The 20882-nt window shown below is 65.8% G+C and carries 22 protein-coding genes and 2 other RNA genes; 19 read left to right on the top strand and 5 right to left on the bottom strand.

Going from position 1 to position 20882, the window contains the following annotated elements:
* Positions 1–72: 72 nt before the first annotated feature.
* Complete coding sequence (locus C8J43_RS13905; protein WP_056048342.1) at positions 73–729, bottom strand: alpha/beta hydrolase; 657 nt, start codon at positions 727–729, stop codon at positions 73–75.
* 81 nt (positions 730–810) lie between these two features.
* On the opposite strand from C8J43_RS13905, the gene C8J43_RS13900 reads away from it, so the two are divergent.
* The 9 genes from C8J43_RS13900 to C8J43_RS13860 all read left to right on the top strand — a co-directional run bounded on the left by C8J43_RS13900 (position 811) and on the right by C8J43_RS13860 (position 6844).
* Positions 811–1854, top strand: a complete 1044-nt coding sequence (locus tag C8J43_RS13900; protein WP_279388834.1) for an aminotransferase class V-fold PLP-dependent enzyme — start codon at positions 811–813, stop codon at positions 1852–1854.
* Positions 1851–2939, top strand: a complete 1089-nt coding sequence (locus C8J43_RS13895) for a cysteine desulfurase family protein (RefSeq protein WP_133031367.1) — start codon at positions 1851–1853, stop codon at positions 2937–2939. The genes C8J43_RS13900 and C8J43_RS13895 overlap by 4 nt, the downstream gene beginning before the upstream one ends.
* The gene (locus C8J43_RS13890) at positions 2930–3241 is read left to right on the top strand and encodes a 2Fe-2S iron-sulfur cluster-binding protein (RefSeq protein WP_133031366.1); all 312 of its coding nucleotides are present in this window, start codon (positions 2930–2932) and stop codon (positions 3239–3241) included. The genes C8J43_RS13895 and C8J43_RS13890 overlap by 10 nt, the downstream gene beginning before the upstream one ends.
* A gap of 112 nt (positions 3242–3353) precedes the next feature.
* Positions 3354–3695 carry a hypothetical protein gene (locus tag C8J43_RS13885; RefSeq protein ID WP_207893392.1) on the top strand — a complete coding sequence of 114 codons (342 nt, stop codon included), beginning with the start codon at positions 3354–3356 and terminating at the stop codon, positions 3693–3695.
* An 80-nt stretch (positions 3696–3775) separates the two neighbouring features.
* The gene (locus tag C8J43_RS13880) at positions 3776–4015 is read left to right on the top strand and encodes a hypothetical protein (RefSeq protein WP_133031365.1); all 240 of its coding nucleotides are present in this window, start codon (positions 3776–3778) and stop codon (positions 4013–4015) included.
* A gap of 60 nt (positions 4016–4075) precedes the next feature.
* An RNA gene (gene ffs, locus C8J43_RS13875) (signal recognition particle sRNA small type) lies at positions 4076–4171 on the top strand.
* A gap of 335 nt (positions 4172–4506) precedes the next feature.
* Entirely contained in the window at positions 4507–6201 is a 1695-nt protein-coding gene (locus tag C8J43_RS13870) for a DNA polymerase III subunit gamma/tau (RefSeq protein ID WP_133031364.1), read from the top strand.
* Complete coding sequence (locus tag C8J43_RS13865) at positions 6198–6521, top strand: YbaB/EbfC family nucleoid-associated protein (RefSeq protein ID WP_133031363.1); 324 nt, start codon at positions 6198–6200, stop codon at positions 6519–6521. Before C8J43_RS13870 ends, C8J43_RS13865 begins: the two co-directional genes overlap by 4 nt.
* Positions 6522–6601: 80 nt before the next feature.
* A complete protein-coding gene (locus tag C8J43_RS13860; protein ID WP_133031362.1) occupies positions 6602–6844 on the top strand; it encodes a hypothetical protein in 243 nt (80 codons plus the stop codon).
* 96 nt (positions 6845–6940) lie between these two features.
* On the opposite strand, the gene mtgA is transcribed toward C8J43_RS13860, so the two are convergent.
* The 4 genes from mtgA to C8J43_RS13840 are packed head-to-tail and all read right to left on the bottom strand — an operon-like array spanning position 6941 to position 10802.
* Positions 6941–7612: a monofunctional biosynthetic peptidoglycan transglycosylase gene (gene mtgA, locus C8J43_RS13855; RefSeq protein WP_133031361.1), complete on the bottom strand. Its 672-nt coding sequence runs from the start codon at positions 7610–7612 to the stop codon at positions 6941–6943.
* A gap of 9 nt (positions 7613–7621) precedes the next feature.
* Positions 7622–8893 carry an NAD(P)/FAD-dependent oxidoreductase gene (locus C8J43_RS13850; RefSeq protein WP_133031360.1) on the bottom strand — a complete coding sequence of 424 codons (1272 nt, stop codon included), beginning with the start codon at positions 8891–8893 and terminating at the stop codon, positions 7622–7624.
* Position 8894: 1 nt separating this feature from the next.
* Positions 8895–9797, bottom strand: a complete 903-nt coding sequence (rpoH, locus tag C8J43_RS13845) for an RNA polymerase sigma factor RpoH (RefSeq protein ID WP_056048373.1) — start codon at positions 9795–9797, stop codon at positions 8895–8897.
* A gap of 57 nt (positions 9798–9854) precedes the next feature.
* Positions 9855–10802 (bottom strand): RluA family pseudouridine synthase, encoded by a 948-nt coding sequence (locus C8J43_RS13840; protein WP_133031359.1) that lies wholly within the window; start codon positions 10800–10802, stop codon positions 9855–9857.
* Positions 10803–10819: 17 nt separating this feature from the next.
* Between C8J43_RS13840 and C8J43_RS13835 the strand changes: the two genes are divergently transcribed.
* From C8J43_RS13835 to C8J43_RS13790, 10 genes are all read left to right on the top strand, one after another.
* Positions 10820–11215: a M67 family metallopeptidase gene (locus C8J43_RS13835; protein WP_133031358.1), complete on the top strand. Its 396-nt coding sequence runs from the start codon at positions 10820–10822 to the stop codon at positions 11213–11215.
* 218 nt (positions 11216–11433) lie between these two features.
* Positions 11434–12078, top strand: coding sequence for a histidine phosphotransferase family protein (locus tag C8J43_RS13830; RefSeq protein ID WP_121903312.1), 645 nt, complete (start codon positions 11434–11436; stop codon positions 12076–12078).
* Positions 12079–12197: 119 nt separating this feature from the next.
* The gene (locus C8J43_RS13825; protein WP_133031357.1) at positions 12198–14507 is read left to right on the top strand and encodes a chemotaxis protein CheA; all 2310 of its coding nucleotides are present in this window, start codon (positions 12198–12200) and stop codon (positions 14505–14507) included.
* Complete coding sequence (locus tag C8J43_RS13820; RefSeq protein WP_133031356.1) at positions 14504–14932, top strand: chemotaxis protein CheW; 429 nt, start codon at positions 14504–14506, stop codon at positions 14930–14932. Before C8J43_RS13825 ends, C8J43_RS13820 begins: the two co-directional genes overlap by 4 nt.
* A 103-nt stretch (positions 14933–15035) precedes the next feature.
* On the top strand, positions 15036–15401 hold the full coding sequence (locus C8J43_RS13815) for a response regulator (RefSeq protein WP_133031355.1): 366 nt from the start codon (positions 15036–15038) through the stop codon (positions 15399–15401).
* Between the two features lie 76 nt (positions 15402–15477).
* A complete protein-coding gene (locus C8J43_RS13810) occupies positions 15478–16575 on the top strand; it encodes a chemotaxis protein CheB (RefSeq protein ID WP_243645572.1) in 1098 nt (365 codons plus the stop codon).
* Positions 16572–17429: a protein-glutamate O-methyltransferase CheR gene (locus tag C8J43_RS13805; protein ID WP_133031353.1), complete on the top strand. Its 858-nt coding sequence runs from the start codon at positions 16572–16574 to the stop codon at positions 17427–17429. The genes C8J43_RS13810 and C8J43_RS13805 overlap by 4 nt, the downstream gene beginning before the upstream one ends.
* A gap of 162 nt (positions 17430–17591) precedes the next feature.
* A complete protein-coding gene (locus C8J43_RS13800) occupies positions 17592–18281 on the top strand; it encodes an N-acetylmuramoyl-L-alanine amidase (RefSeq protein WP_133031352.1) in 690 nt (229 codons plus the stop codon).
* Positions 18282–18390: 109 nt separating this feature from the next.
* Positions 18391–18774, top strand: an RNA gene (gene rnpB / locus C8J43_RS13795) — RNase P RNA component class A.
* Between the two features lie 59 nt (positions 18775–18833).
* Complete coding sequence (locus tag C8J43_RS13790; protein WP_133031351.1) at positions 18834–20855, top strand: hypothetical protein; 2022 nt, start codon at positions 18834–18836, stop codon at positions 20853–20855.
* Positions 20856–20882: the final 27 nt, after the last annotated feature.

The raw sequence follows: 20882 nt of genomic DNA, 5'->3' as shown, positions 1-20882 counted from the left end.
GCGTGCTAGCCGTCCCAACTCCCCCTCATCCGACGCTAGCGAGCCACCTTCTCCCCGGGGGGAGAAGGAAAATCACCTGATCGGCGAGTTCGGGTCTAGGCGCATATCGAGGTATTTGTCCACCGACCCCATCAACTCCGGCATCTCATGCTCGAAGAAGTGGTTAGCCTTCGGGATCGTATCGTGATGGATCGTGATATGCTTCTGCGTCCGCAGCTTATCCACCAGCTTTTGCGTAGCCCCAGGAGTCGCGACCTCGTCGGCCTCGCCCTGGATGATGATCCCGCTCGACGGGCAGGGCGCGAGGAACGTGAAGTCGTACAAATTCGCCGGCGGTGCGACCGAAATAAACCCGCGGATCTCCGGCCGGCGCATCAGCAACTGCATACCGATCCACGCACCGAAGCTGACGCCCGCGATCCAGGTCGTCTGCGCCTCGGGATGGAAGCTCTGCACCCAGTCGAGCGCGCTAGCCGCATCCGACAGTTCGCCGACGCCGTTGTCGAACACACCCTGGCTCTTGCCGACACCCCGGAAGTTGAACCGTAAAGTCGCAAAACCACGCCGCTGGAAGGTCTTGTAGAGCTGCTGCACGATCGCGTTGTTCATCGTGCCACCGGCCGACGGATGCGGGTGCAGGATCATCGCAACAGGTGCGCGCGGACGTGGTCCCGGCGCAAAACGACCTTCGAGACGGCCTTCGGGACCGGGAAAAATGACTTCTGGCATAGGCACTCGCGAGCTGGGATACGCACTCGGGTAGAGTGCCGGAATATGAACGCTATATAGGGAACGAGCCCCTTTTCGCAATTGGAACCGACCCTGACCCGTAACGACTCGCGTATCTACCTCGATCACGCCGCCACCACGCCGATGCGCCCCGAGGCTGCCGCGGCGGTGATGGAAGGCATGGCGCGCTGGGCGAACCCGTCCTCGCCGCATGCAGAGGGGCGGGCGGCACGGGCTGCGCTGGAGGGTGCGCGGAAGCGGATCGCGCAGGCGCTGGACTGGCCGCATCACGTGATCCTGACCAGCGGCGCGAGCGAGTCCGCGGCGTTGGCGCTACGTGGGCGCCCCGGTGTTGCGGTGGCGGCGGTCGAGCATGATGCGGTCCTCCGCGCGGCCAAACAGCCTGCAATGCTGGACGTCGACGCAGGCGGTATCGTCGTGAACGGGGAGGGCGGTCAGACGATCGCTCTGCAATCCGCGAACAGCGAAACCGGCGTCCTCCAGGATCGACCCACCGGTCTCTGGATAGCCGATTGCTCGCAGACAGCTGGCAAGCTCCCGCTCCCCAACGCGGACCTGATCATCGTATCTGCGCACAAGCTCGGCGGCCCTCCCGGCATCGGCGCGCTGCTGGTCCGCGATCTCGGGATGCTCGATCCAACCGGCGGGCAGGAGCGCGGTTACCGGGGTGGCACCGAGAACCTGCCCGGCGCGCTTGGGTTCGCCGCCGCACTCGAAGCCCCTCGCGACTGGTTCGCCGACATGGCCGACCTTCGCGCCAAACTCGACGAAGCCATTCTCGCGAGCTCCGGCGAGATCGTCGCGCACCATTCTCCCCGCATCCCCACGATCGCCTCCTACCGCATGCCCGGCGTCAGCTCCGCGGCGCAGCTGATCCGTCTCGATATGGCCGGCTTCGCCGTCTCCGCGGGCAGCGCGTGCTCGTCGGGCAGCATGCGCCCCAGCCACGTGCTCGCCGCAATGAGCTATTCCCCCGAAGCCGCCGCCGAAGTCGTCCGCGTCAGCTTCGGCTGGACCACCACACCCGAAGACGTTGCGAAGTTCGCCGAAGCCTGGACGCGAATCGCCGCGGACATAAAGCGCCCTGCGAGACTGGGGGCATGACGTATCTCGACTACCAGGCAACCACCCCGCTCGCGCCCGAAGCGCTCGCCGCGATGCTCCCGTGGCTCGTATCACAGCACGCCAACCCGCATTCCCCACACCGCGAAGGCCGCCGTGCCAAAGCGGCGGTTGAAGTGGCGCGCGATCAGATTGCGGCGCTGCTCCCCCCGGGCGGCCGCGTTGCGTTCACCAGCGGCGCGACCGAGGCGCTGAACTGGGCCATCAAGGGAACCGCACCCGGCGATATCGTGACGATCGGCACCGAACACGCTGCTGTGCTCGACAGTGTTGCGGCGCTCGAGAGTGATAAGCGTGTCGTGACCCGGCTGCCGGTCAGCGCAAATGGCATCGTCAAATACGATGCGGCGTTTGACGTAGCGATGCCCGGCGTTTCGTTGATTGCCGCCATGTTGGTCAACAACGAGATCGGGGTGGTCCAGCCGATTGAGGACCTAAGCGTGTTGGCCGATTTTGCCGGTGCGCCTTTGCTCTGCGACGCTGTCCAAGGGTTCGGACGCGTTCCGATCCCATCTGGCTGCGATCTGATTGCCATCTCAGCTCACAAAATTCACGGCCCCAAAGGCATCGGCGCACTCTGGATCCGCGACGGCGTCGACCTCGCCCCGCTGATGCACGGCGGCGGGCAGGAAGCGCCGGGACGCTCCGGCACACTGTCGCCAGCCCTCTGCGCAGGCTTCGGCGTCGCCGCGAAACTCATGGCCGATCGCAAGGACGAGGACGCCGCGCACATCGACCGCCTATGGTCCCTCTCGCTCGACCGCCTCGGCCCCGGCTGGACGATCAACGGCTCGACCGAACACCGCTACCACGGCAACCTCAACATCCGCCGCGCAAACCTCGACGTGAACCGGCTGATGTCCGACCTCCGCGACATCGCCTTCTCCGCCGGGTCCGCCTGCGCGAGCGGATCCGGCCGCTCCAGCCACGTCCTCCGCGCGATCGGCCTCACCGAAGCGCAGGCGCGGTCCAGCATCCGCCTCGGCTTCGGTCGCTACACTACCGAAACGGAACTCCGCGACGCCATCGATGCGATCGTCGCCGCAGCCGAGGCGCAATGGCCATGATCGTCCGCTTCATCGCCCGCGACGGCACCGTCAGCACCGTTGCGGCCAACCCCGGCGACCGCCTGCTCGACGTTGCGCAAGCCGACGATCAGCCGCTCGAAGGCACCTGCGAAGGCCAGCTCGCCTGCGCGACGTGTCATGTCATCATCGATGCCGCCGACTTCCCCAAACTGCAGCCCGCAAGCGAGGACGAGGAGGACATGCTCGATCTCGCGCACAACGCGACGCGCACCAGCCGTCTCGCTTGCCAGATCCGCCTGACCGAAGCGCTCGACGGCGTGACTGTCCACATCCCCAAATAAACGACAGCGAAGCTTACAGGAAGACAACGGGCGGTTCAGGGACCGTCCACGGCCGCGGCCACACTATCCCCTCATCGCCTCAATGTACGAGGTCTTGAGAGGAGTAACGAGCATGAAGATCATCGCAATGTTCGCCGCAGGCGCCCTGGCCGCGGGGACCCTGTTCGCCGCTGCACCCGCCGATGCGCAGCGCCACGGCTGGGACGGCCCCCGCGGCGGTGGCGGCTGGCACGACGACCGCGGACGGCGTGGCAATCGTGGCTGGCGCGGCGACCGCGGCTGGCGCGGTGGAGATCGTGGCTACCGTGGCTATGGCGGCGGGTATCGTGGCGACTACGGCTACCGCGGCGGCGGCTACGGCTATCGCGGACCCCGCGGATACGGCCGCTCACGCGTCGTCTGCCGGATTGAGCGTGGCTATTACGGCCCGGTTCGTCGCTGCTTCCGCCGCTGATCCGGAACCGTAACGACCATCTTTAGTTTGGTAACATAGGTTGCCGGGCTCGGGAGGGCCCGCACCAGTAGGAGATTATCATGAAGTTGTTCACCCTCGCCGCCGCCGGTCTCGTCGCACTGACTGGCCTTGCCCCCGTCGGGATCGCCGCCGAAGCCGCGGCACAGCGCACCGTCGTGCATGAGCGGACCGTCGTTCGCCACGACGATCGCCGTCCTGGCTACCGTCGCCACGCCGTGCGCACGCGCCAGGTTTGCCGCAACGTCTATCGCAACCATCACCGCCAGCGCGTCTGCCGCACGGTTCGCGTCAGCCGCTGATCGGTTAGCCGCGATTACTAAAGCGGCTTGATCATCCCGCCCGACCCCGCCATATGCGCCGCGGGAGTCGGGCGGACGTGGTCGTCGCCAACTTGGTCAGATCCGGAAGGAAGCAGCCACAACGACTCAGCTACGGGTCGTCCCGGCTCCCACCGCGAACGTTTGCAAGCAAACGTGAGCGCGGCCAGCGGTGCAAAGCACCGTCTGACGATGCGGCTTAGCCGCAGCGCACCTTCTAAACTTCTGGAACTCGTCGAGCCCAGCAAGCCTAAGCTTCGGCCTTCCATGTTCCCGAAACGTTCCGAATCGCTGTCCTACGACGCAACGCTGTGCCAAGATCGGCCCATGCCCCGCACGCCCTCCACAATCAGCCCCGCGCCAAGCCCCCGCGACCCTCTCGGCGAGCGAAGTGCAGAACTCTCCCAGCGTCTGCACTTCCTATACTTCACTCCCCTTCGACAGCACGCGCAGCACCCGCTATGACGACTGCAATGTCAGATTCCTTCGACCTGGGCGAACCCCCGCAGCCGGCTAAAGCACCGGATGCCCCCGCCTACCGCGTGCTCGCGCGCAAATACCGTCCGCAGACCTTTTCCGAACTGATCGGGCAGGACGCGATGGTCCAGACGCTCGGCAACGCGATAAAGCGCGACCGGCTCGCGCACGCCTTCCTGATGACCGGCGTCCGTGGCGTCGGGAAAACATCGACCGCCCGCCTGATCGCCAAGGCACTCAACTGCATCGGCCCTGACGGCGAGGGCGGTCCGACGATCGACCCGTGCGGCGTCTGCGAACCCTGCCGCGCGATCGCCGAGGGCCGCCATATCGACGTGATCGAGATGGACGCCGCGAGCCACACCGGTGTCGATGACGTCCGCGAGATCATCGACGCGTCGCGCTATTCGGCGGTCACCGCGCGCTTCAAGATCTACATCATCGACGAAGTCCACATGCTGTCGAAGAACGCGTTCAACGCGCTGCTGAAGACGCTGGAGGAGCCACCTCCCCATGTGAAATTCCTGTTTGCGACGACCGAGGTGAACAAGGTTCCGGTAACGGTGCTCTCGCGCTGCCAGCGGTTCGACCTGCGCCGCATTTCCGCCGAGCAGCTCGCCAAGCACTTCGCCTGGGTCTCGACCGAAGAGGGCGTCATCGCCGATCCCGAGGCGCTGATGCTGATCGCGCGCGCTGCGGAAGGCTCCGCGCGCGACGGCCTGTCGATCCTCGACCAGGCGATCGCGCATGCCGGTCTCGAAGGCGGCGGCGTGACGGCCGACGCCGTGCGCCAGATGCTTGGCCTGTCGGACCGGGGCGCGGTGCGCGATCTGCTGACGCTGATCCTCGCTGGCGACGGGGCAGGGGCGCTCGCCTCGATGCGCCGCCAATATGATTACGGCGTCGATCCGCTGTCGGTCCTCCGCTCGCTACTCGAAACCGTCCACGGCATCACGCTGACCAAGGTCGGCACGCCGGCGGACGCCGCGCAGCCGATGGAGGAGCGTGCGGCACGCGAGGAATGGGCGGCATCGCTCGGCTATCCCGCGCTTCACCGTTTGTGGCAGCTGTTCCTCAAGGGTCATGATGAGGTCGCCAAGGCCGCGCTGCCGATCGAGGCCGCCGAGATGGCGCTGTTGCGGGCGATCTACGCCTCGACACTGCCCGACCCCGGCGAACTCGCCCGCCAGATCGCCAGCGGAGCGGCCCCCGCCGCTGCACCAACGGCGCCGCCGCCACCTACACCTCCGTCCGGCGAAGCGCCGCCCTGGAACGCTGGAGCTACGGCTAAGGCGCCCGAACCCGTCGCGACCGGCCCGATCCTGCCGCCGACGTTCGAAGCGCTGGTCGATCTGCTCGACGAATCAGGCGGCCTCGCGATCGCCGCGCGCCTTCGTCACGGCGCACGCGTCGTCAGTTACTCGCCGCCCGAATTCGTCCTCAGCGGCAGCCGTCCAGTCTCGGCCGACACGCTCGCCGAACTCAACACGTTGTTGAAGAGCGTGACGCGAACGGCGTGGAAAGTGTCGATCGTCGACGCCCCTGGCGCGCCGACGCTGCGCGAGGCGCAGGACGCCGCCGACGCCGCGGTGCGCCAGGCTATTCTCGAATCCCCCATCATGAAGGCCGCGGTGGCTGCGTTTCCGGACGCCCAGCTAGAATCGTGGCCCGGTCAAAGGAGCAACGCATGAAGAATATCGATGAAATCCTCGCCATGGCGCAGAACGTCCAGAACGAGGTGGAAAAGGCCCAGGCCAATCTCGACACGATCGAGGTCGAGGGCGCATCCGGTGGCGGCCTGGTCAAGGTGAAGGCGTCCGCCAAGGGCCGCATCATCAACATCGCGATCGACGATTCGCTAATGCAGGTCAGCGAGAAGCAGATGCTCGAGGACCTGCTGACGGCAGCGTTCAACGATGCGCGGGCGAAGGCGGATGCGGTGTCTGGCACTGAGATGTCGAAGATGACGAGCGGCCTACAACTCCCACCAGGCTTCAAGCTGCCGTTCTGAACCGAATCGGGTTCGTTTCGGCGCGGGAACAATCGCTCTTCGGTCGGCGTTGCGCTCTCCAGTAATCAGGGAGAGTGAACATGGCCGAAGAGCGCATCGTCGAAACCCCGACCACCCACACCACGATCATCGAACGCCGCAGCGGCGGCAGCGGCATGCTGATCGGCATCGTCCTGCTGATCGCTTTCCTGATCGGCGGGTACTATCTGTTCAGCCGCCAAGGCGCGCAGAACAGCAAGGACGCCGCGATCACTTCGGCGGCGAAGAGCGTCGGTAGCGCTGCGGACAAGGCCGGCGACGCGGTCGAGAAGTCGACGCAGTAACGTCCGCCATGAGCATGTGTCGCCGCGAAGGCGCGGACACATGCTGGTCCCGGCCTACGCTGGGGAGGTAGCTTCACGTGGAGCTCGCGGTACCTTTCATCGCAGACAGCTATCCAACCCATTGTTCCGGACAACCGAAACCCGCCGCGACAGCGTATTCCCATGCTTTCGCACAAACCCATGCGGATCGATCGCAGCCCGCTTCTTGGGCAACGGCAAGACGGCGGCAATCCGCCCCGCCTCGGTCGGTGACAGCCGCGACGCATCGTGATTGAAATACCGGATCGCTCCGGCATTCGCGCCGTAGGTCCCGATCCCGGTCTCGGCGATGTTGAGATACACTTCCATGATCCGCCGCTTCGGCCACATCGCCTCGATCAGCACGGTGAAATACGCCTCGAACGCCTTCCGCACATAGCCGCCGCCTTGGAACAGGAACGCGTTCTTCGCGGTCTGCTGGCTGATCGTCGAGCCGCCGCGAATGCGCCCGCCCTGCGCATTGCGCGCCGCCGCCCCCGCCATCGCCTTGAAATCGAACCCGTGATGCGAACAGAACCGCGAATCTTCGCCGGCGATCGCCGCGCGTGCCATGTCCGGGTCCATCTCCGACAGCGGCATCCAGTCCTTGGCCACGCCGTGCCCGTTGATCACGTCGCCCATCATCGTCCAGGTGAACGGCACCGGCACGAAGCGATAGATTCCGACCCACGCGACCGTGATCAGGACGAAAGCGAAGACGATCTTGGCGGCGATGCGGATAAGGCCCATCGCCGCTCCTTATGCGATCGTCGCGGCCTCGCCAATGACTGCGCGGGCCGCGGTCACGCCGGTCTCGTACGCGCCGTGTGCGGTGGAAAAGTCGAACGGGTGGCATGCTTCACCGGCGAAGTGGATACGGCCGTCGACGGACGCCGCGAGAACCGCGCGCTGGCGGGCCCGGCCAATGTGCGCATGGCTGTAGCTGCCGCCGATATAGGGTTCATGACGCCAGCGGGTTGCGGCCAGCGGGGTGAGGCGCTTGCGCCAGTCGCTGCCGAGCAACCCTACGAGTTCGTCAATCGCGAACTGTGCCGCATCGCCGTCCTCCAGCATCTCCGCGCAGTCGCCGCCGAAGAAGCTTTCGACGATCGGCCAGCCGAACGGAGACAGGCGGTGGCTGGCGGTGCAAGCGCTGTACGGGTTGCCGATCAGGTGCGCGTTGGTCGGCCATTCGGGCCGGTCGACGTGGAGGAACACCTTGTCCGCGAGGCCGAGCGGGAGGTCGGCGGCGGCGGCGTGCTTGTCGGGAAGCGGCGGGTCGAAGACGATCTCCGACCTCGCGAGGACGGTGGTAGGGACGCAAACGATCACGCGGTCCGCGTCGATCGTGCCGGCGGGCGTATCGAGTTTGATGCGGCGGCCGCTATGGTCGATCCGCGTTACCGGGGTCGAGAGACGGATGTCCAGGCCGGCGGCATGGCCAGCGACTAGCGTGCCGTAGCCTTCCCTGACTGACCAGTTGTCGTCGGTGGCGGCATCTTCGTAGGCGGCCCAGTCGTGGAGCGAGACTTGCGTGAGGTTCGCGCCGTTGGCGTAGCCGGAGATCGCGTCGATCTTCGGGCGCCATGGGTCGTCGGGGGCAATGAAGTCGGAGAGGGGGCGGTCGAGGCCTTCTAGAGCGGAGAGGGCTCGCTCGTTCCAGTCTTGGTAAGCTGTGGCCGAGGCCGACTGGTCTTCGGGAGAGAAGCCGAGATCCCGCCACTGTGTACGCCAGTTCGCGTCGGAACGGTCTACGGTAAAGCCGGAAGCTTCGGCAATACTGGTCCACGGATTACGCTGGGCAGAGTGTAGCCAGCCACAGCCAGCGTCGACATGTTCCGCCGCGAAGGCTGGGGTCCAGTCTGGGCCCCCGCCTTCGCGGGGGAACAAGGAGGCGAGGGGCAGGCTGTGGGCTCGGCCACCTAAGCGGTTGCTGGCCTCGACCAACAGGACCTCTCGCCCTGCATCGTGCAGCGTCCGCGTCGCAGCAATCCCGGCCGCACCGCCGCCAATGACGACGGTGCGCGTCATGTTATGCCGCCAGCAGGCGCTTCTCGCCGGCAATTCGCATCATCGCCTTTTGCAGCTTCTCGAATGCACGCACTTCGATCTGCCGCACGCGCTCACGCGACACACCATAGACCTGCGACAATTCCTCTAGCGTCTTGGGATCGTCGGTCAGGCGGCGCTCGGTCAGGATATGCTGCTCGCGCTCGTTGAGGTCATCCATCGCCGACACCAGCATCGAGTGGCGAACGTCCGCCTCCTGCGCATCGGCGACGATCTTGTCCTGCAACGGCGCATCGTCCTGCAGCCAATCCTGCCACTGGCCTTCGCCGTCCTCACGCATCGGCACGTTGAGCGACGTGTCACCGCCCATCGCCATGCGACGGTTCATGCTGACGACGTCGGTTTCGGCCACACCGAGATCAGTCGCAATTTTGGTGACGTGTTCGGGGCGCAGATCGCCGTCCTCGAACGCATCGAGACGGCTCTTCATCCGGCGCAGATTGAAGAACAGCTTTTTCTGCGCTGCGGTGGTGCCCATCTTCACGAGGCTCCACGACCGCAGGATATATTCCTGGATCGAAGCGCGAATCCACCACATTGCATAGGTGGCGAGACGGAAACCACGCTCGGGCTCGAACTTCTTCACGCCCTGCATGAGGCCGATATTACCCTCGGAGATCAGTTCCGATGTCGGCAGGCCATAGCCGCGATAACCCATCGCGATCTTCGCCACGAGACGGAGATGCGAGGTCACCAGCTGCGCCGCAGCCTCGGTGTCGCCATGCTCCTGAAAGCGCTTGGCGAGCATATATTCCTGTTCGGGTTTCAGCAGCGGGAATTTCTTGATCTCGGCGAGATAGCGATTGAGACCCGCCTCGCTGCCGAGCGCAGGAATCGTCGCTGGAACGTTGGAGCGGGCTGCCATGGTCGTAATCCCTTTCTGCTGACCCCGATTGCCGCACTGCGGCATGGTGTCGATTATCTATACGTGAAGCTGGGTGAACAGTTCCTGCATGTCTGCGGGCATTTCGCTTTCGAACGCCAAAGCGATGCTTTTCACCGGATGGATGAACCCCAGGTGCGCCGCGTGCAAGGCCTGCCGGCGGAAACCGAGCGTTTCGAGCAGCGACTTCTGAGCTTGCTTTGTTCTACCATAGGCCGGGTCCCCCAACAAGGCGTGGCCGATCGACGCCATGTGCACGCGCACCTGGTGCGTCCGGCCCGTCTCGAGCCGGCATTCGATCAGCGCCGCATCGCGCAGAGTCTTTATAGTCGAGAAATGCGTCACCGCGCGCTTGCCGCCCTCGACGATCGCGATCTTCTTGCGGTTCTGCGGACTCCGAGCGAGGGGTGCGTTGACGGTACCGCTCGGGGGGCGGGGAATGCCGCCGACGATCGCCTTGTAACGGCGGTCGATGCTGTGGTCGTGGAACTGCTTCGCCAAGCCTTCGTGTGCGCGATCAGTTTTTGCGGCGATCATCAGTCCCGACGTGTCCTTGTCGATGCGGTGAACGATGCCCGGTCGCACGACGCCGCCGATACCCGACAGGTTGCCGGCGCAGTGGTGGAGCAGCGCGTTGACCAGCGTCCCGTCGAAGTTCCCCGCGGCAGGGTGGACAACGAGCCCCGCGGGCTTGTCGATCACGATCAGGTCGTCGTCCTCGTAAGCGACGACGAGCGGGATATCCTGCGCTTCGTTGTGCAGCGGCGTCGGCGGAGGGATCGCAACCGCGAAAACCTGGCCCGCCGCCGCTTTCTTCGCCGAATCGCGCCACTCGCGACCGTTGAGCGACACCTGGCCCGCGGCGATCAGAGCCTTCAACCGCTCGCGCGACATATCGGGAAGCACTTCGGCAAGCGCACGATCGAGCCTCCAGCCATCCGTGGCCGGCGTGATCGATGCTTCGACGATGGAAACCCCCCGGTCCATGTCCTACCGATGTGGCGATGAGCGTGACGATTTCAAGCGAATTGCTGCGGCGGTTGGTCTCAGAGGCGGCTGCGTCGCCGGGTGCAGAGGTGTGTGGGCTGCTGTTCGGGGCGGCGGGGCGGATCGAAGCGATCGCTGCGTGCGCGAACGTGGCGGCGAACCCTGCGCGGACGTTCGAGATCGATCCGGCCGCGCTGTTTGCCGCGCATCGGCGTGCTCGGGCCGGGGGGCTGGCGGTGGTCGGGCACTACCATTCGCATCCGTCCGGTTTGCCGGTTCCGTCTCCTCGGGATGCGGCGCAGGCTATGGGGGACGGGGCGGTTTGGGTGATCCTTGGCGGCGATGCGGCTCGGGCGTGGCGATCGGTCGAGGTGGGGGCGTTCGTCGAGGAGATGGTTGAGGTGGTTGGTTAGCGACGCCGACCTTCTCTCCCCTCCCTGGAAGGGAAGGGGTGGGTTGGTTTCCGCATGTCCCCCGGTCGTGGATCAAACCGGCCGACCCACCCCCGACCCCTCCCTTTCAGGGAGGGGGGAAGTAGGGATGGCGCGTCCTTCCACGTAAGGCATGCGAAGTTGGCATTGCGCACTTGCCGCCCGGTCGCCACAAGACGCTCCAGAATTAGGGGATTTTCATGACGGTCAGCCCGGTCGATTTCGCGAGCCTGCTCTGTTCGCGCCTGTGTCACGATCTGCTGTCGCCGGTCGGCGCCCTCAACAACGGGCTCGAGCTGCTCGCCGACGAAACCGATCCCGCCATGCGCGAGCGGTGCATGGAATTGCTCCACGACAGCGCGCGGGTGTCGGCCAGCAAGCTGAAATTCTTCCGCCTGGCCTTTGGCGCGGCCGGCGGGTTCGGCGAGGCCGTCGACACACGCGAAGCGCGTTCGGCGATCGAGGGCCTGGTCGCCGAGAACAAGCGGATCACCTTCGTCTGGGCGGTCGAGACGTCGGCGATGCCCAAGTCCGCGGTGAAGGTGCTGCTCAACCTCGTGCTGGTCGCCACCGAATCGCTGGTGCGCGGCGGCACGATGGAGGTCGGCGGTGAAGATAACGAGGGCCAGCTCGAGATCGTCGTGAAGATCGAAGGCGCCAAGATCGTGCTCGACCCGGAGATCCGCCGGACGCTGGTCGAAGGCGAAGGCCAGCACAGCGTCACGCCGCGCGCGGCGGCGGCCTATCTGATCAACACGCTCGTTCAGGAGGCCGGCGGCACGGTGATCGTGTCCGAACCGGCTGAAGGTATCATGATCTTCGGCGCCGTCTTCGACGCGCGCTGACCCGTTCCGCGACGAAACCGGTCCCCACCGCCGTGGGGGTCGCGGCCGAAGACCGGCATCGACACTAACGCGCCCTTAACCTCCGCTAGGCATGACCGTGTGTGAAACGCGGGGCGCGCATGGACGATTTGCTAGAGGACTTCATTGCCGAGACGCGCGAAACGCTGGAGGCGATCTCCGGCGAGATCGTCGCGTGGGAATCGGACCCCACCGATCGTACCCGGCTCGATTCGATCTTTCGCTTCGTCCACACCGTAAAGGGCAGCTGCGGGTTCCTTGATCTGCCGCGGCTGGGTCGCCTAAGCCACGCGGCGGAGGACGTCTTGGCGGCAGTGCGCGATGGGTCGCGCGTTCCCGATACGGCGATGGTCAACGCGGTGCTGGCGATCGTCGACCGCATCGGCGAACTGGTCGAGGCGATCGATGCCGGCGCGTCGCTCGACGATACCAGCGAAAGCCTGCTGATCGCCGCGCTCGCACCGGACGCCAAACCGCTGGTGCACGTGGCCAGCGCACCGCAAAGCCGCGCCGCGAGCCGGAGCGTCCGCCTGAATGTCGATCTGCTCGATCACATGATGAGCGGCATGTCCGAGATGGTGCTGGCGCGCAATGAACTCGCTCGACGGCTGCGCGACAGCGAGAGCAGCGTCGATCCGCAGGTCGAGGCCGCGCTTGAACGCCTGTCGCTGACGGTGGCCGACATGCGCGATACGGTCACCCGGACGCGCATGCAGAAGGTCGACGCGCTGTTCTCCGCCTTGCCGCGCATGGTCCGCGATACGAGCGCGGAACTGGGCAAGGCGGTCAATCTCGTCATCGAAGGCGCCGACGTCGAGCTCGACCGCGAGATGATCGAATTGATGCGCGATCCGCTCGTCCACATCGTCCGCAACGCGATCGACCACGGCATCGAGGTGCCGGCGATGCGCCGCGCCGCGGGCAAGCCGGAAACCGGCTGCCTGGTGGTATCGGCACGTCAGTCGGGCAACCAGATCCTGATCGAGATCGCCGACGACGGACGCGGCATCGACGTCGCGCGGATCGTGGCGAAGGCGGAGCAGCAGAAGCTGTATTCGGCGGCCGAACTCGCAGCGATGAGCGATTCCGCCAAGCTCGACCTCATCTTCGCGCCCGGGCTATCGAGCCGCGACGAAGTGACCGCCATCTCGGGCCGCGGCGTGGGCATGGACGTAGTTCGCGCGAACATCGACCAGATCGGCGGCCGGATTGCCTTGACCAACGATCCCGGTCACGGGCTGCGCATCGTCGTCCACGTGCCGCTGACGTTGTCCATCCTGTCGACGATCGTCATCGGCGTCGGCGCGCAACGGTTCGCGATTCCGCGCCAGTCGATCGAGGAGATCGTGACGGTGCGCGGGGATCAGGTCCGGATCGAGACGATCGGCGACGCGGCGGCCGTCACCGTGCGCGGACGTCGCATGCCGATGGTGGCGCTCGCATCGCTGTTTGGATTGGGGGCGGGACCACCGCCGACGCTGGTCATCGTTTCGACCCGTGAGGGGGAGTATGCGCTCGGGGTCGACAGCGTCGTCGATACCGAAGAACTGGTGGTGAAGCCGGCGTCGCCCGCCGTGATGGCGACCGGCGTCTATGCGGGCAAGACGCTTCCCGACAACGGTCTGCCGATGCTGCTGCTCGACACGTCGGGCATTGCCGCAGTCGCAGGGCTTCGGTTCGCGCCGACCCTGGCAAACCATGCGGCGGCGGAAGAAACGGTCGTACCGGGCATTCCCGCATTGTTGTTCGACGATCTGGACGGTCAGCGGCGCGCGATCGCGCTTGCGGTGATCGACCGGGTCGAAGTCGTCCCGACCGACGCGATCAGGTGGAGCGGCGGCGCCATGCGGCTGTCGGTCGGCGGCGCCCTCGTTCCGCTATACGCGGTCGGCGAGTTCGGCGGCCGCGCCGACGTGTCCGTGTTGCGGCTTACCGACGGTGAAAGCGAAATGGCGTACGCGATCACCGACGCGATCGAGATCGTCGAATTGCCGGCGGAAGTCGCCCCGGCGCGCCAGGGGGTTGCCGGTATTGGCGGACCGATCGCGGGGGTCGTGCTGATCGACGGCGAGCCGGTCGAACTGGTCGACCCGCATGCGTTGTTCGCCGGCGAGCCGATGAAGGCCGCGGCGCCGCCGGTCTGCCTGCTGCAGGTCGACGGGTCGGGCTGGATGGAGACGTTCCTCAAGCCCGCGCTGGAGGCGTCCGGCTATCGTTGCGTCACGGCACTCGCAGCGGGAGAAACCGCAGCGGTCGCGTTGGCGATGGAAGACGCGCCGATCCGCGAGACCGCCGCGCCGGTGGTCATGCTCCGGCGCTTCCGCACCGCCGAAGGCGACGATGATGGCAGCATCTACCGCTACGATCGGCCCGCGCTGATCGCGGCGATCGCGGCACGGAGGGCGCCATGAGCGATCTGTTCCTGGTCGCGCATATCGCGGGGCGCGGCGTCGCGATCGATGCGGCGCAGGTCGATTCAGTGGTCGATATCGGCGATATCGTCGCCGTGCCGCGGGCTGGCACATTCGTCCGCGGTCTGGCTGCGTTGCGTAGCCGGGTTGTCACGGTGATCGACACCGGCACTGCGCTCGGGCTCGCGCCGACGCCCGACACCGCACGACGCGCGGTCATCACTATGGTCGAGGGCCATTACTACGCGATCCTGGTCGACTCGGTCGAAGACGTTGCACCGTTCCAGCGACTCGCTCTGTCGCCGGGTCTGGCATTGCAGCACGGCTGGGCCACGGCGGGGACGGGGATCGTCGAGCGCGATGGCGAACCGTTGCTGATCGTCGATCTGGCCGCGCTCATCCCCGCATCCGCGCCCGTGGTATGAGCCGGCGGCGTGACGGGAAATAGCGGTTGATCCGCTACCCTTAACCCGTCGCTTACGGTTTGCAGGCTATCGCGATCCCAACGATTTCCCCGGAAGGCTTTTGATGAAGACCTGTCTTGTCGTCGACGATTCGAAGGTGATCCGAAAGGTCGCCCGTCATATCCTCGAGACGCTCGAGTTCACCGTCACCGAAGCGTGCGACGGACGCGAGGCGCTGCAGGCCTGCATGGCGTCGGTGCCCGACGTTATCCTGCTCGACTGGAACATGCCGGTGATGAACGGCATGGATTTTCTGCGTGCATTGCGCGAAGCGGATGTCCCGCGTCGTCCTAAGGTCGTGTTCTGCACCACCGAAAACGGCATGGCCTATATCCGCGCCGCGATCGAAGCCGGCGCGGACGAGTACGTCATGAAGCCGTTCGACCGTGACACGCTCGAATCGAAGCTCCAGATCGTCGGCTTGGCCTGATCCGAGCGGTTCGATGACGGCCCGGCCTCATCCCTCTCCACGGCGCATCGCGGACGTTTCTACCGATACGACACGCGTGTTGATCGTCGACGATTCGGTCGTCGCGCGCGCCGTGATCGCGCGGCTGATCGATGCGAGCGATCGGTTTTCGGTGGTCGGCGCAGTCGGCAATGTCGGGGCCGCGCTGGAGTTCCTCGCGCGGGCGACGGTCGACTTCATCCTGCTAGATATCGAGATGCCGGGCGTCGACGGGCTGACGGCGTTGCCCGATCTGATCGCGGCGGGGGACGGCGCGAAGGTCATCATCGTTTCGTCGTCGGCGGACGATGGCGGCGCGGCGACCGTACAGGCGCTCGCGATGGGGGCCGCGGAAACGCTCATCAAACCGACCGCGAGCGAATTGTCGGCGCGGTTCGGCGCGGCGCTTGTCGCCAAGCTGGAAAAGCTTTGCGAGCATCCGGGACAGTTGCCGCCGGCGCTCGTGGTTCGATCGACGCCATCGCTGCTTCCCGGATCGTATTCCCCCATCACCCAGCCTCCTGTCTCGCGCTCTATAGGCGTGCCGACGACGCCATTGGCTTGCCGCGCGACCGGCGACGATTATGACATCGTCGCGATCGGTGCGTCGACCGGCGGCATTCACGCCTTGAGCCGGATGTTTCGCGAACTGCCGAACGGCTTTCGTCTGCCGATCGTCATCACCCAGCACCTGCCGGCATCGTTCATGCCGTATTTCGCCGCGCAGATGGCACTGTTGTCGGGGCGGGTCTGCGAAGTCGCGGTCGACCGGTTGCGGATACGCCCGGGCCGGATTGTCGTCGCGCCCGGCGACGCGCATCTCAAATGCGTCAGGCTCAGCGATGGCGGGGCGGCGTTTCGCCTGACGCACGAGGCCGTCGCAAGCGGGTGCATGCCGTCGGTCGACCCGATGCTGGCCTCGCTGGCCAATGTCTATGGCGCCCGGGTCATGGCGGTCGTGCTGAGCGGCATGGGCCGCGACGGGGCCGAAGGCGCGCGCCGGGTCCACGACGCTGGCGGCTGCGTCGTCGCGCAGGATCAGGAGACGTCGGTGGTGTGGGGCATGCCCGGCGCCGTGGTGGGATCGGGCGTTGCCGACGCGGTATTGGCGCCCGACGCGATCGGTCGCCTCGTCGCATCGCGACGGCGCGCATGACTCATGCGGCACTCCCCGCGTCGCTCCCCACGTCGGTCGCCTCACCGACCGCGGTCAGCGTTCTTACCGCATTGCTGGAGGCGCGGACCGGGCAGCAGATCGCCGCCTATCGATCATGGCGCCTCGATACGGCGTTGAAACCGCTTTTGCGCGACCAGAAGCTGGATACGCTCGATCAGTTGGTGACCCAGTTGCTCAAGGGAAGCGACCGGCTGATCGGCGACCGGATCGTCGATGCGCTGGTCAATCAGGAAACCTCGTTCTTTCGCGACGCGCACATTTTCGAGACGATCGTCGAGGCGATCGCCGCTGCCGAAGGCACGGGTCAGCGGGCGCGGATCTGGTGTGCGGGCTGTTCGACCGGTCAGGAACCGCTGTCGCTGGCAATGCTGTTTGCGGAACGGCAGGAAACCACCGGCGCCGCGATGCCGGAAATTATCGCCACCGACGTCTCCGATGCGGCCATCGTCCGGGCGCGGACGGGGCGTTTCTCGCAATTCGAAATCCAGCGCGGGTTGCCGGTTCGCCGGATGGTCCGCTGGTTCGATACCACCGGGAGCGATTGGGTCGCCAAGCCGGAACTGGCCAAGGCGATCGCGTTTCGCCGGATGAACCTGGTGTCGGATCAGCCGCCCCCGGGTCGGTTCGATATCGTCCTGTGCCGCAATGTCCTGCTGTACCTGTCGAGCGAGACCAAGCTTCACGTCTTTCCGAAGATCGCCGCGGCGATGCGGCCGGGCGGACTTCTGGTCATGGGTGCTGGCGAGACCGTGATAGGCCAGACCCGCGTGTTCGAACCCAGCAAGCGCTTTCGCGGATGCTACGAGACTCAAGGACCCCCAGGTCGAAGCTGACGGTATCTTCTGGGCGCTGGCGGCGCCGATCGGTATCCGCCGCAGCCTATTACTTCGGCAACCCGTTGACGCTATTGATCTCGTTGGGCAGTGGTCGGGTGGTACACGGCGTCGCGGCGCCCTCTGTGCCACGCGTGCAGAACGGCTCGAAGGGAAGCTGGCTTGAAGTTCATCGAGACGCCGTCACCCAATTTCGACGATCGCACGCTGCCCATCACGATGATCGTGCTGCATTATACCGGCATGAAGGACGGCGCATCGGCGATCGCGCGGCTGCGCGATCCCGAGGCGAAGGTGTCGTCGCATTACCTGGTCGAAGAGGATGGCACGGTTCTGCGGATGGTCGCCGAGGATCAGCGCGCATGGCATGCGGGCAAATCGCACTGGCGCGGGATCGAGGACGTCAATTCCGCGAGCATCGGCATCGAGATCGTCAATCCGGGTCACGAGTTCGGCTATCGCCCGTTCCCGCCCGAGCAGATCGCGTCGGTCGTTGCACTGGTCGCCGAGATCAAGGACCGCCACGAGATCACGCGGGGCAACATCGTCGGCCACTCCGATATCGCGCCAACGCGCAAACGCGATCCGGGCGAGCTGTTTCCGTGGCACGAACTGGCACGGCGGCGACTGGCATTGCCACGGCCGACCAAGAACCTGATGGACCCCGGCTGGACCGAGGGCGGCTTCTGCCTCGCACTCGAACGCTTCGGCTATGACGTCGAGAACCGGATGGCCGCGACGATGGCGTTCCAGCGGCGCTTCCGTCCCGAACTGGTCGATGGCGAGGTCGATACGGAATGCCGGTGCATCCTGCTGGCGTTGTTGCTGCCGAAACCGATGGGCGACGACTGACGTCTTTCTCCCCTGCCTTTTCGGGGAGGGGAGAGCGTTGGGGAAGGCATCACCGGTTGGCCACGAAAACGGTGGTGCATCGCCCGCACCCGCGCTAGGGCTCGCCTCGCCAGAGGGTCGGGCGGCCGCGGGTGTCTCAGGACACGCGAGGAAAGTCCGGGCTCCGCGAAACAACGGTGCCGGGTAACGCCCGGCGAGGGTGACCTCAGGGAAAGTGCCACAGAGAGCAGACGGCCAACCCTCGGCTTCGGTCGGGGCGGTCAGAGTGAAAGGGTGCGGTAAGAGCGCACCGCGCGCCTGGTAACAGGGGCGGCACGGCAAACCCCACCGGGAGCAAGATCGAATAGGGGTGGCACATGGGCTTCGTTTCGGCTCGTCACCCGGGTTGATTGCTTGAGGCGGCGGGCAACCGTCGTCCTAGAGGAATGGTCGCCTAACTTTCGACCGAAGGGTCGGAAATGGACAGAACCCGGCTTACAGACCCTCTGGCATCCTTTCCCGAACCGTAGCAGACTGCACGCAAATGATGCGGGGTGCGACGTGGGGGAAGTGATGCGGATCAAGACGATCGCGCTGTTGGGTGCAGGTGTGTTGACGATGTCAGGCGGGCTTGTGCCTGTAGGCGCGCAGACGCCGCCGCCGTCGACGACGGTCCAGCAAGACTTCGATGCAGCAACCGCGCTGGATGCCAGGCCCGATCGCAAGGCGTCACTGGCGGCCTGGGAAAAGCTGGAAACACGGACCAAGGCCGGGTCGCGCAGTCGCGGCATCGTACTGGTCCGGAAGGCGCCGACGCTGTTCGCGCTGAACCGCGCCGACGAATCGGTGAAAGCCGCACGCGCAGGGCTCGCCTTGCTTCCGGCGGACGACGCCAGTCTCGCGGAGGATCGGACGCGCGCGTTCCTGATCCTGGGCCAGGTCGCGACCGACACGCTCGATTACGCGGGCGCCGTGACCGCGCTGCAGCAGGCAGAGGCGAGTGCCATCACCACGGGGGACAAGCTGGGCGCGATGCTGGCGTTGGCGACCGCGCAGATTTTCATAGATCCCACTGCAGCAGCCGCCACTTTGGCACGAAGCGACACGCTGATCGCCAAGTCGAAGCTCGAGAAGAGCGTAGCCGCGCGGTTCGCGCGCGAGCGGACCCTCCTGAAACTCAATACTGGCGATATCGCCGGCGCCCGTGCGAGCGCGTTGCAGGCGATCAGGCTTCTCGGCGGCCTCGAAACGGACAAGGTCGATATCATGGACGCCTCGGCACGGTCCGACGCCGCGATTGCGTTCCTGCTGGGGGGCAATGCGGAAGAGGCACGGCGGTACATGGCCTATACCGGTGCAGGACGCATGGTGAAAGGTTCGTTCGATCCCGCCGCGGAGATGCGCTCGCCGGATTGTGGCGGCGATGCCGGTCTCAAGCCGCAGGACGTCGCGGTGGTCGAGTTCAACATCGCATCCGACGGCACGATCGACCAAGCGGTGCCGATCTACGCTGCCGGTGGCGGTCAAGTCGCGCTGGAGTTCGCGCGTGCGGTCAAGGGGTGGTCGTGGCCTGCCGAAAAGGTCCAGGCGATTCCGGCGTTCTATCGCTATCACGTGCGGGTCGAGATGCGCTGTTCGACCGCGTTCCAGCGGCCGTCGATCGGCGACGGGTTGGATGGTGTGTTGGAGCAATGGCTCTCCAGCAAGGGCGTCACGGTAGCGCCCGAACCGGTAGGGCCGCAGGCGGCAGCGCTCGCGGGGCAGCGGGCCGAACTCGCTTCGGCGACGGCCCAGTCGCCTGACGGTTTGCGCACGCTCGCCGCCATCTACCGGCTGACGAGCAATCCGACCGTCGCGCGCGAAGAGCGGGCTGCACTGTACGCACGCGCTCTGGCGATCGCGAAGGCCAATGATGCGCCCCCGAGTGCGCGACTAACCTTCGATTTGCCAGGACGCGTCGATGCGGTCACCGATATCTGGAAGCCGGGTGTCTTTGAGCGCACGCTGACGCCGATGGTATCGGAACCCGTCTATGCGAACGATCCTCAGGCGCGAGCGGCGATCCGGCTGATCATGGTCGATGGCGCCGTCGCACGGACGCGAAAGTCCGAGAAGAACGACACGGCGGTCGTCACGCTTCGGCAAGTGGCGGACGACAAGGCGTTGCGGCCGAACGATCCGCTCCGCGTCGGTGCGCTGATCCGGATCGCGTCGATCGAGGAACGCAACGGTCAGATCGACGCGGCGCGCGCGACGTTCGCCTCCAGTGGCCTGACGGCGAACCAGTGTGCGATCATGGATGCACCACCCAAGATGGTATCCAAGCCCGGATCGGAAGCGTTCCCGATGGAAGCCCAGCGATGGGGTTTCGAAGGCTGGACCCAGGTTCAGTACGACATCGGCGCGGATGGCAACGTCGTCAACCAGCGCGCGCTGTTGAGCTATCCGCCGTTCATCTTCTCCGAAGCGGGGACCAAATTCTTCACGATGGCGAAATATGCCAAGACTTATCGGCCCGACGGAGGCCTCGGTTGTGGTGCCACGACGAGCCGCATCAAGTTTCTCCTGCCGGAATCGGCGCGGCGCGGATCGTGACTTTTAGCTAACTCCCTCCCAACAACC

It is taken from the genome of Sphingomonas sp. PP-CE-1G-424 (assembly GCF_004341085.1).
In the GTDB taxonomy this organism is placed as follows: domain Bacteria; phylum Pseudomonadota; class Alphaproteobacteria; order Sphingomonadales; family Sphingomonadaceae; genus Sphingomonas.
Note: the sequence above shows the minus strand (reverse complement) of the source record. Positions and strands in the feature narration are given on the sequence as shown.

Bases quoted from the DNA above. Each gene is read 5' to 3' on its own strand.
- C8J43_RS13825 (WP_133031357.1), top strand. From the start codon at position 12,198: ATGGACGATTTGCTAGAGGACTTCATTGCCGAGACGCGCGAAACGCTG.
- C8J43_RS13820 (WP_133031356.1), top strand. From the start codon at position 14,504: ATGAGCGATCTGTTCCTGGTCGCGCATATCGCGGGGCGCGGCGTCGCG.
- C8J43_RS13890 (WP_133031366.1), top strand. From the start codon at position 2,930: ATGGCCATGATCGTCCGCTTCATCGCCCGCGACGGCACCGTCAGCACC.
- C8J43_RS13865 (WP_133031363.1), top strand. From the start codon at position 6,198: ATGAAGAATATCGATGAAATCCTCGCCATGGCGCAGAACGTCCAGAAC.
- C8J43_RS13850 (WP_133031360.1), bottom strand. From the start codon at position 8,893: ATGACGCGCACCGTCGTCATTGGCGGCGGTGCGGCCGGGATTGCTGCG.
- C8J43_RS13805 (WP_133031353.1), top strand. From the start codon at position 16,572: ATGACTCATGCGGCACTCCCCGCGTCGCTCCCCACGTCGGTCGCCTCA.
- C8J43_RS13895 (WP_133031367.1), top strand. From the start codon at position 1,851: ATGACGTATCTCGACTACCAGGCAACCACCCCGCTCGCGCCCGAAGCG.
- rpoH (WP_056048373.1), bottom strand. From the start codon at position 9,797: ATGGCAGCCCGCTCCAACGTTCCAGCGACGATTCCTGCGCTCGGCAGC.
- C8J43_RS13880 (WP_133031365.1), top strand. From the start codon at position 3,776: ATGAAGTTGTTCACCCTCGCCGCCGCCGGTCTCGTCGCACTGACTGGC.
- C8J43_RS13885 (WP_207893392.1), top strand. From the start codon at position 3,354: ATGAAGATCATCGCAATGTTCGCCGCAGGCGCCCTGGCCGCGGGGACC.
- mtgA (WP_133031361.1), bottom strand. From the start codon at position 7,612: ATGGGCCTTATCCGCATCGCCGCCAAGATCGTCTTCGCTTTCGTCCTG.
- C8J43_RS13830 (WP_121903312.1), top strand. From the start codon at position 11,434: ATGACGGTCAGCCCGGTCGATTTCGCGAGCCTGCTCTGTTCGCGCCTG.
- C8J43_RS13840 (WP_133031359.1), bottom strand. From the start codon at position 10,802: ATGGACCGGGGGGTTTCCATCGTCGAAGCATCGATCACGCCGGCCACG.
- C8J43_RS13860 (WP_133031362.1), top strand. From the start codon at position 6,602: ATGGCCGAAGAGCGCATCGTCGAAACCCCGACCACCCACACCACGATC.
- C8J43_RS13835 (WP_133031358.1), top strand. From the start codon at position 10,820: ATGAGCGTGACGATTTCAAGCGAATTGCTGCGGCGGTTGGTCTCAGAG.
- C8J43_RS13815 (WP_133031355.1), top strand. From the start codon at position 15,036: ATGAAGACCTGTCTTGTCGTCGACGATTCGAAGGTGATCCGAAAGGTC.
- C8J43_RS13870 (WP_133031364.1), top strand. From the start codon at position 4,507: ATGTCAGATTCCTTCGACCTGGGCGAACCCCCGCAGCCGGCTAAAGCA.
- C8J43_RS13790 (WP_133031351.1), top strand. From the start codon at position 18,834: ATGCGGATCAAGACGATCGCGCTGTTGGGTGCAGGTGTGTTGACGATG.
- C8J43_RS13905 (WP_056048342.1), bottom strand. From the start codon at position 729: ATGCCAGAAGTCATTTTTCCCGGTCCCGAAGGCCGTCTCGAAGGTCGT.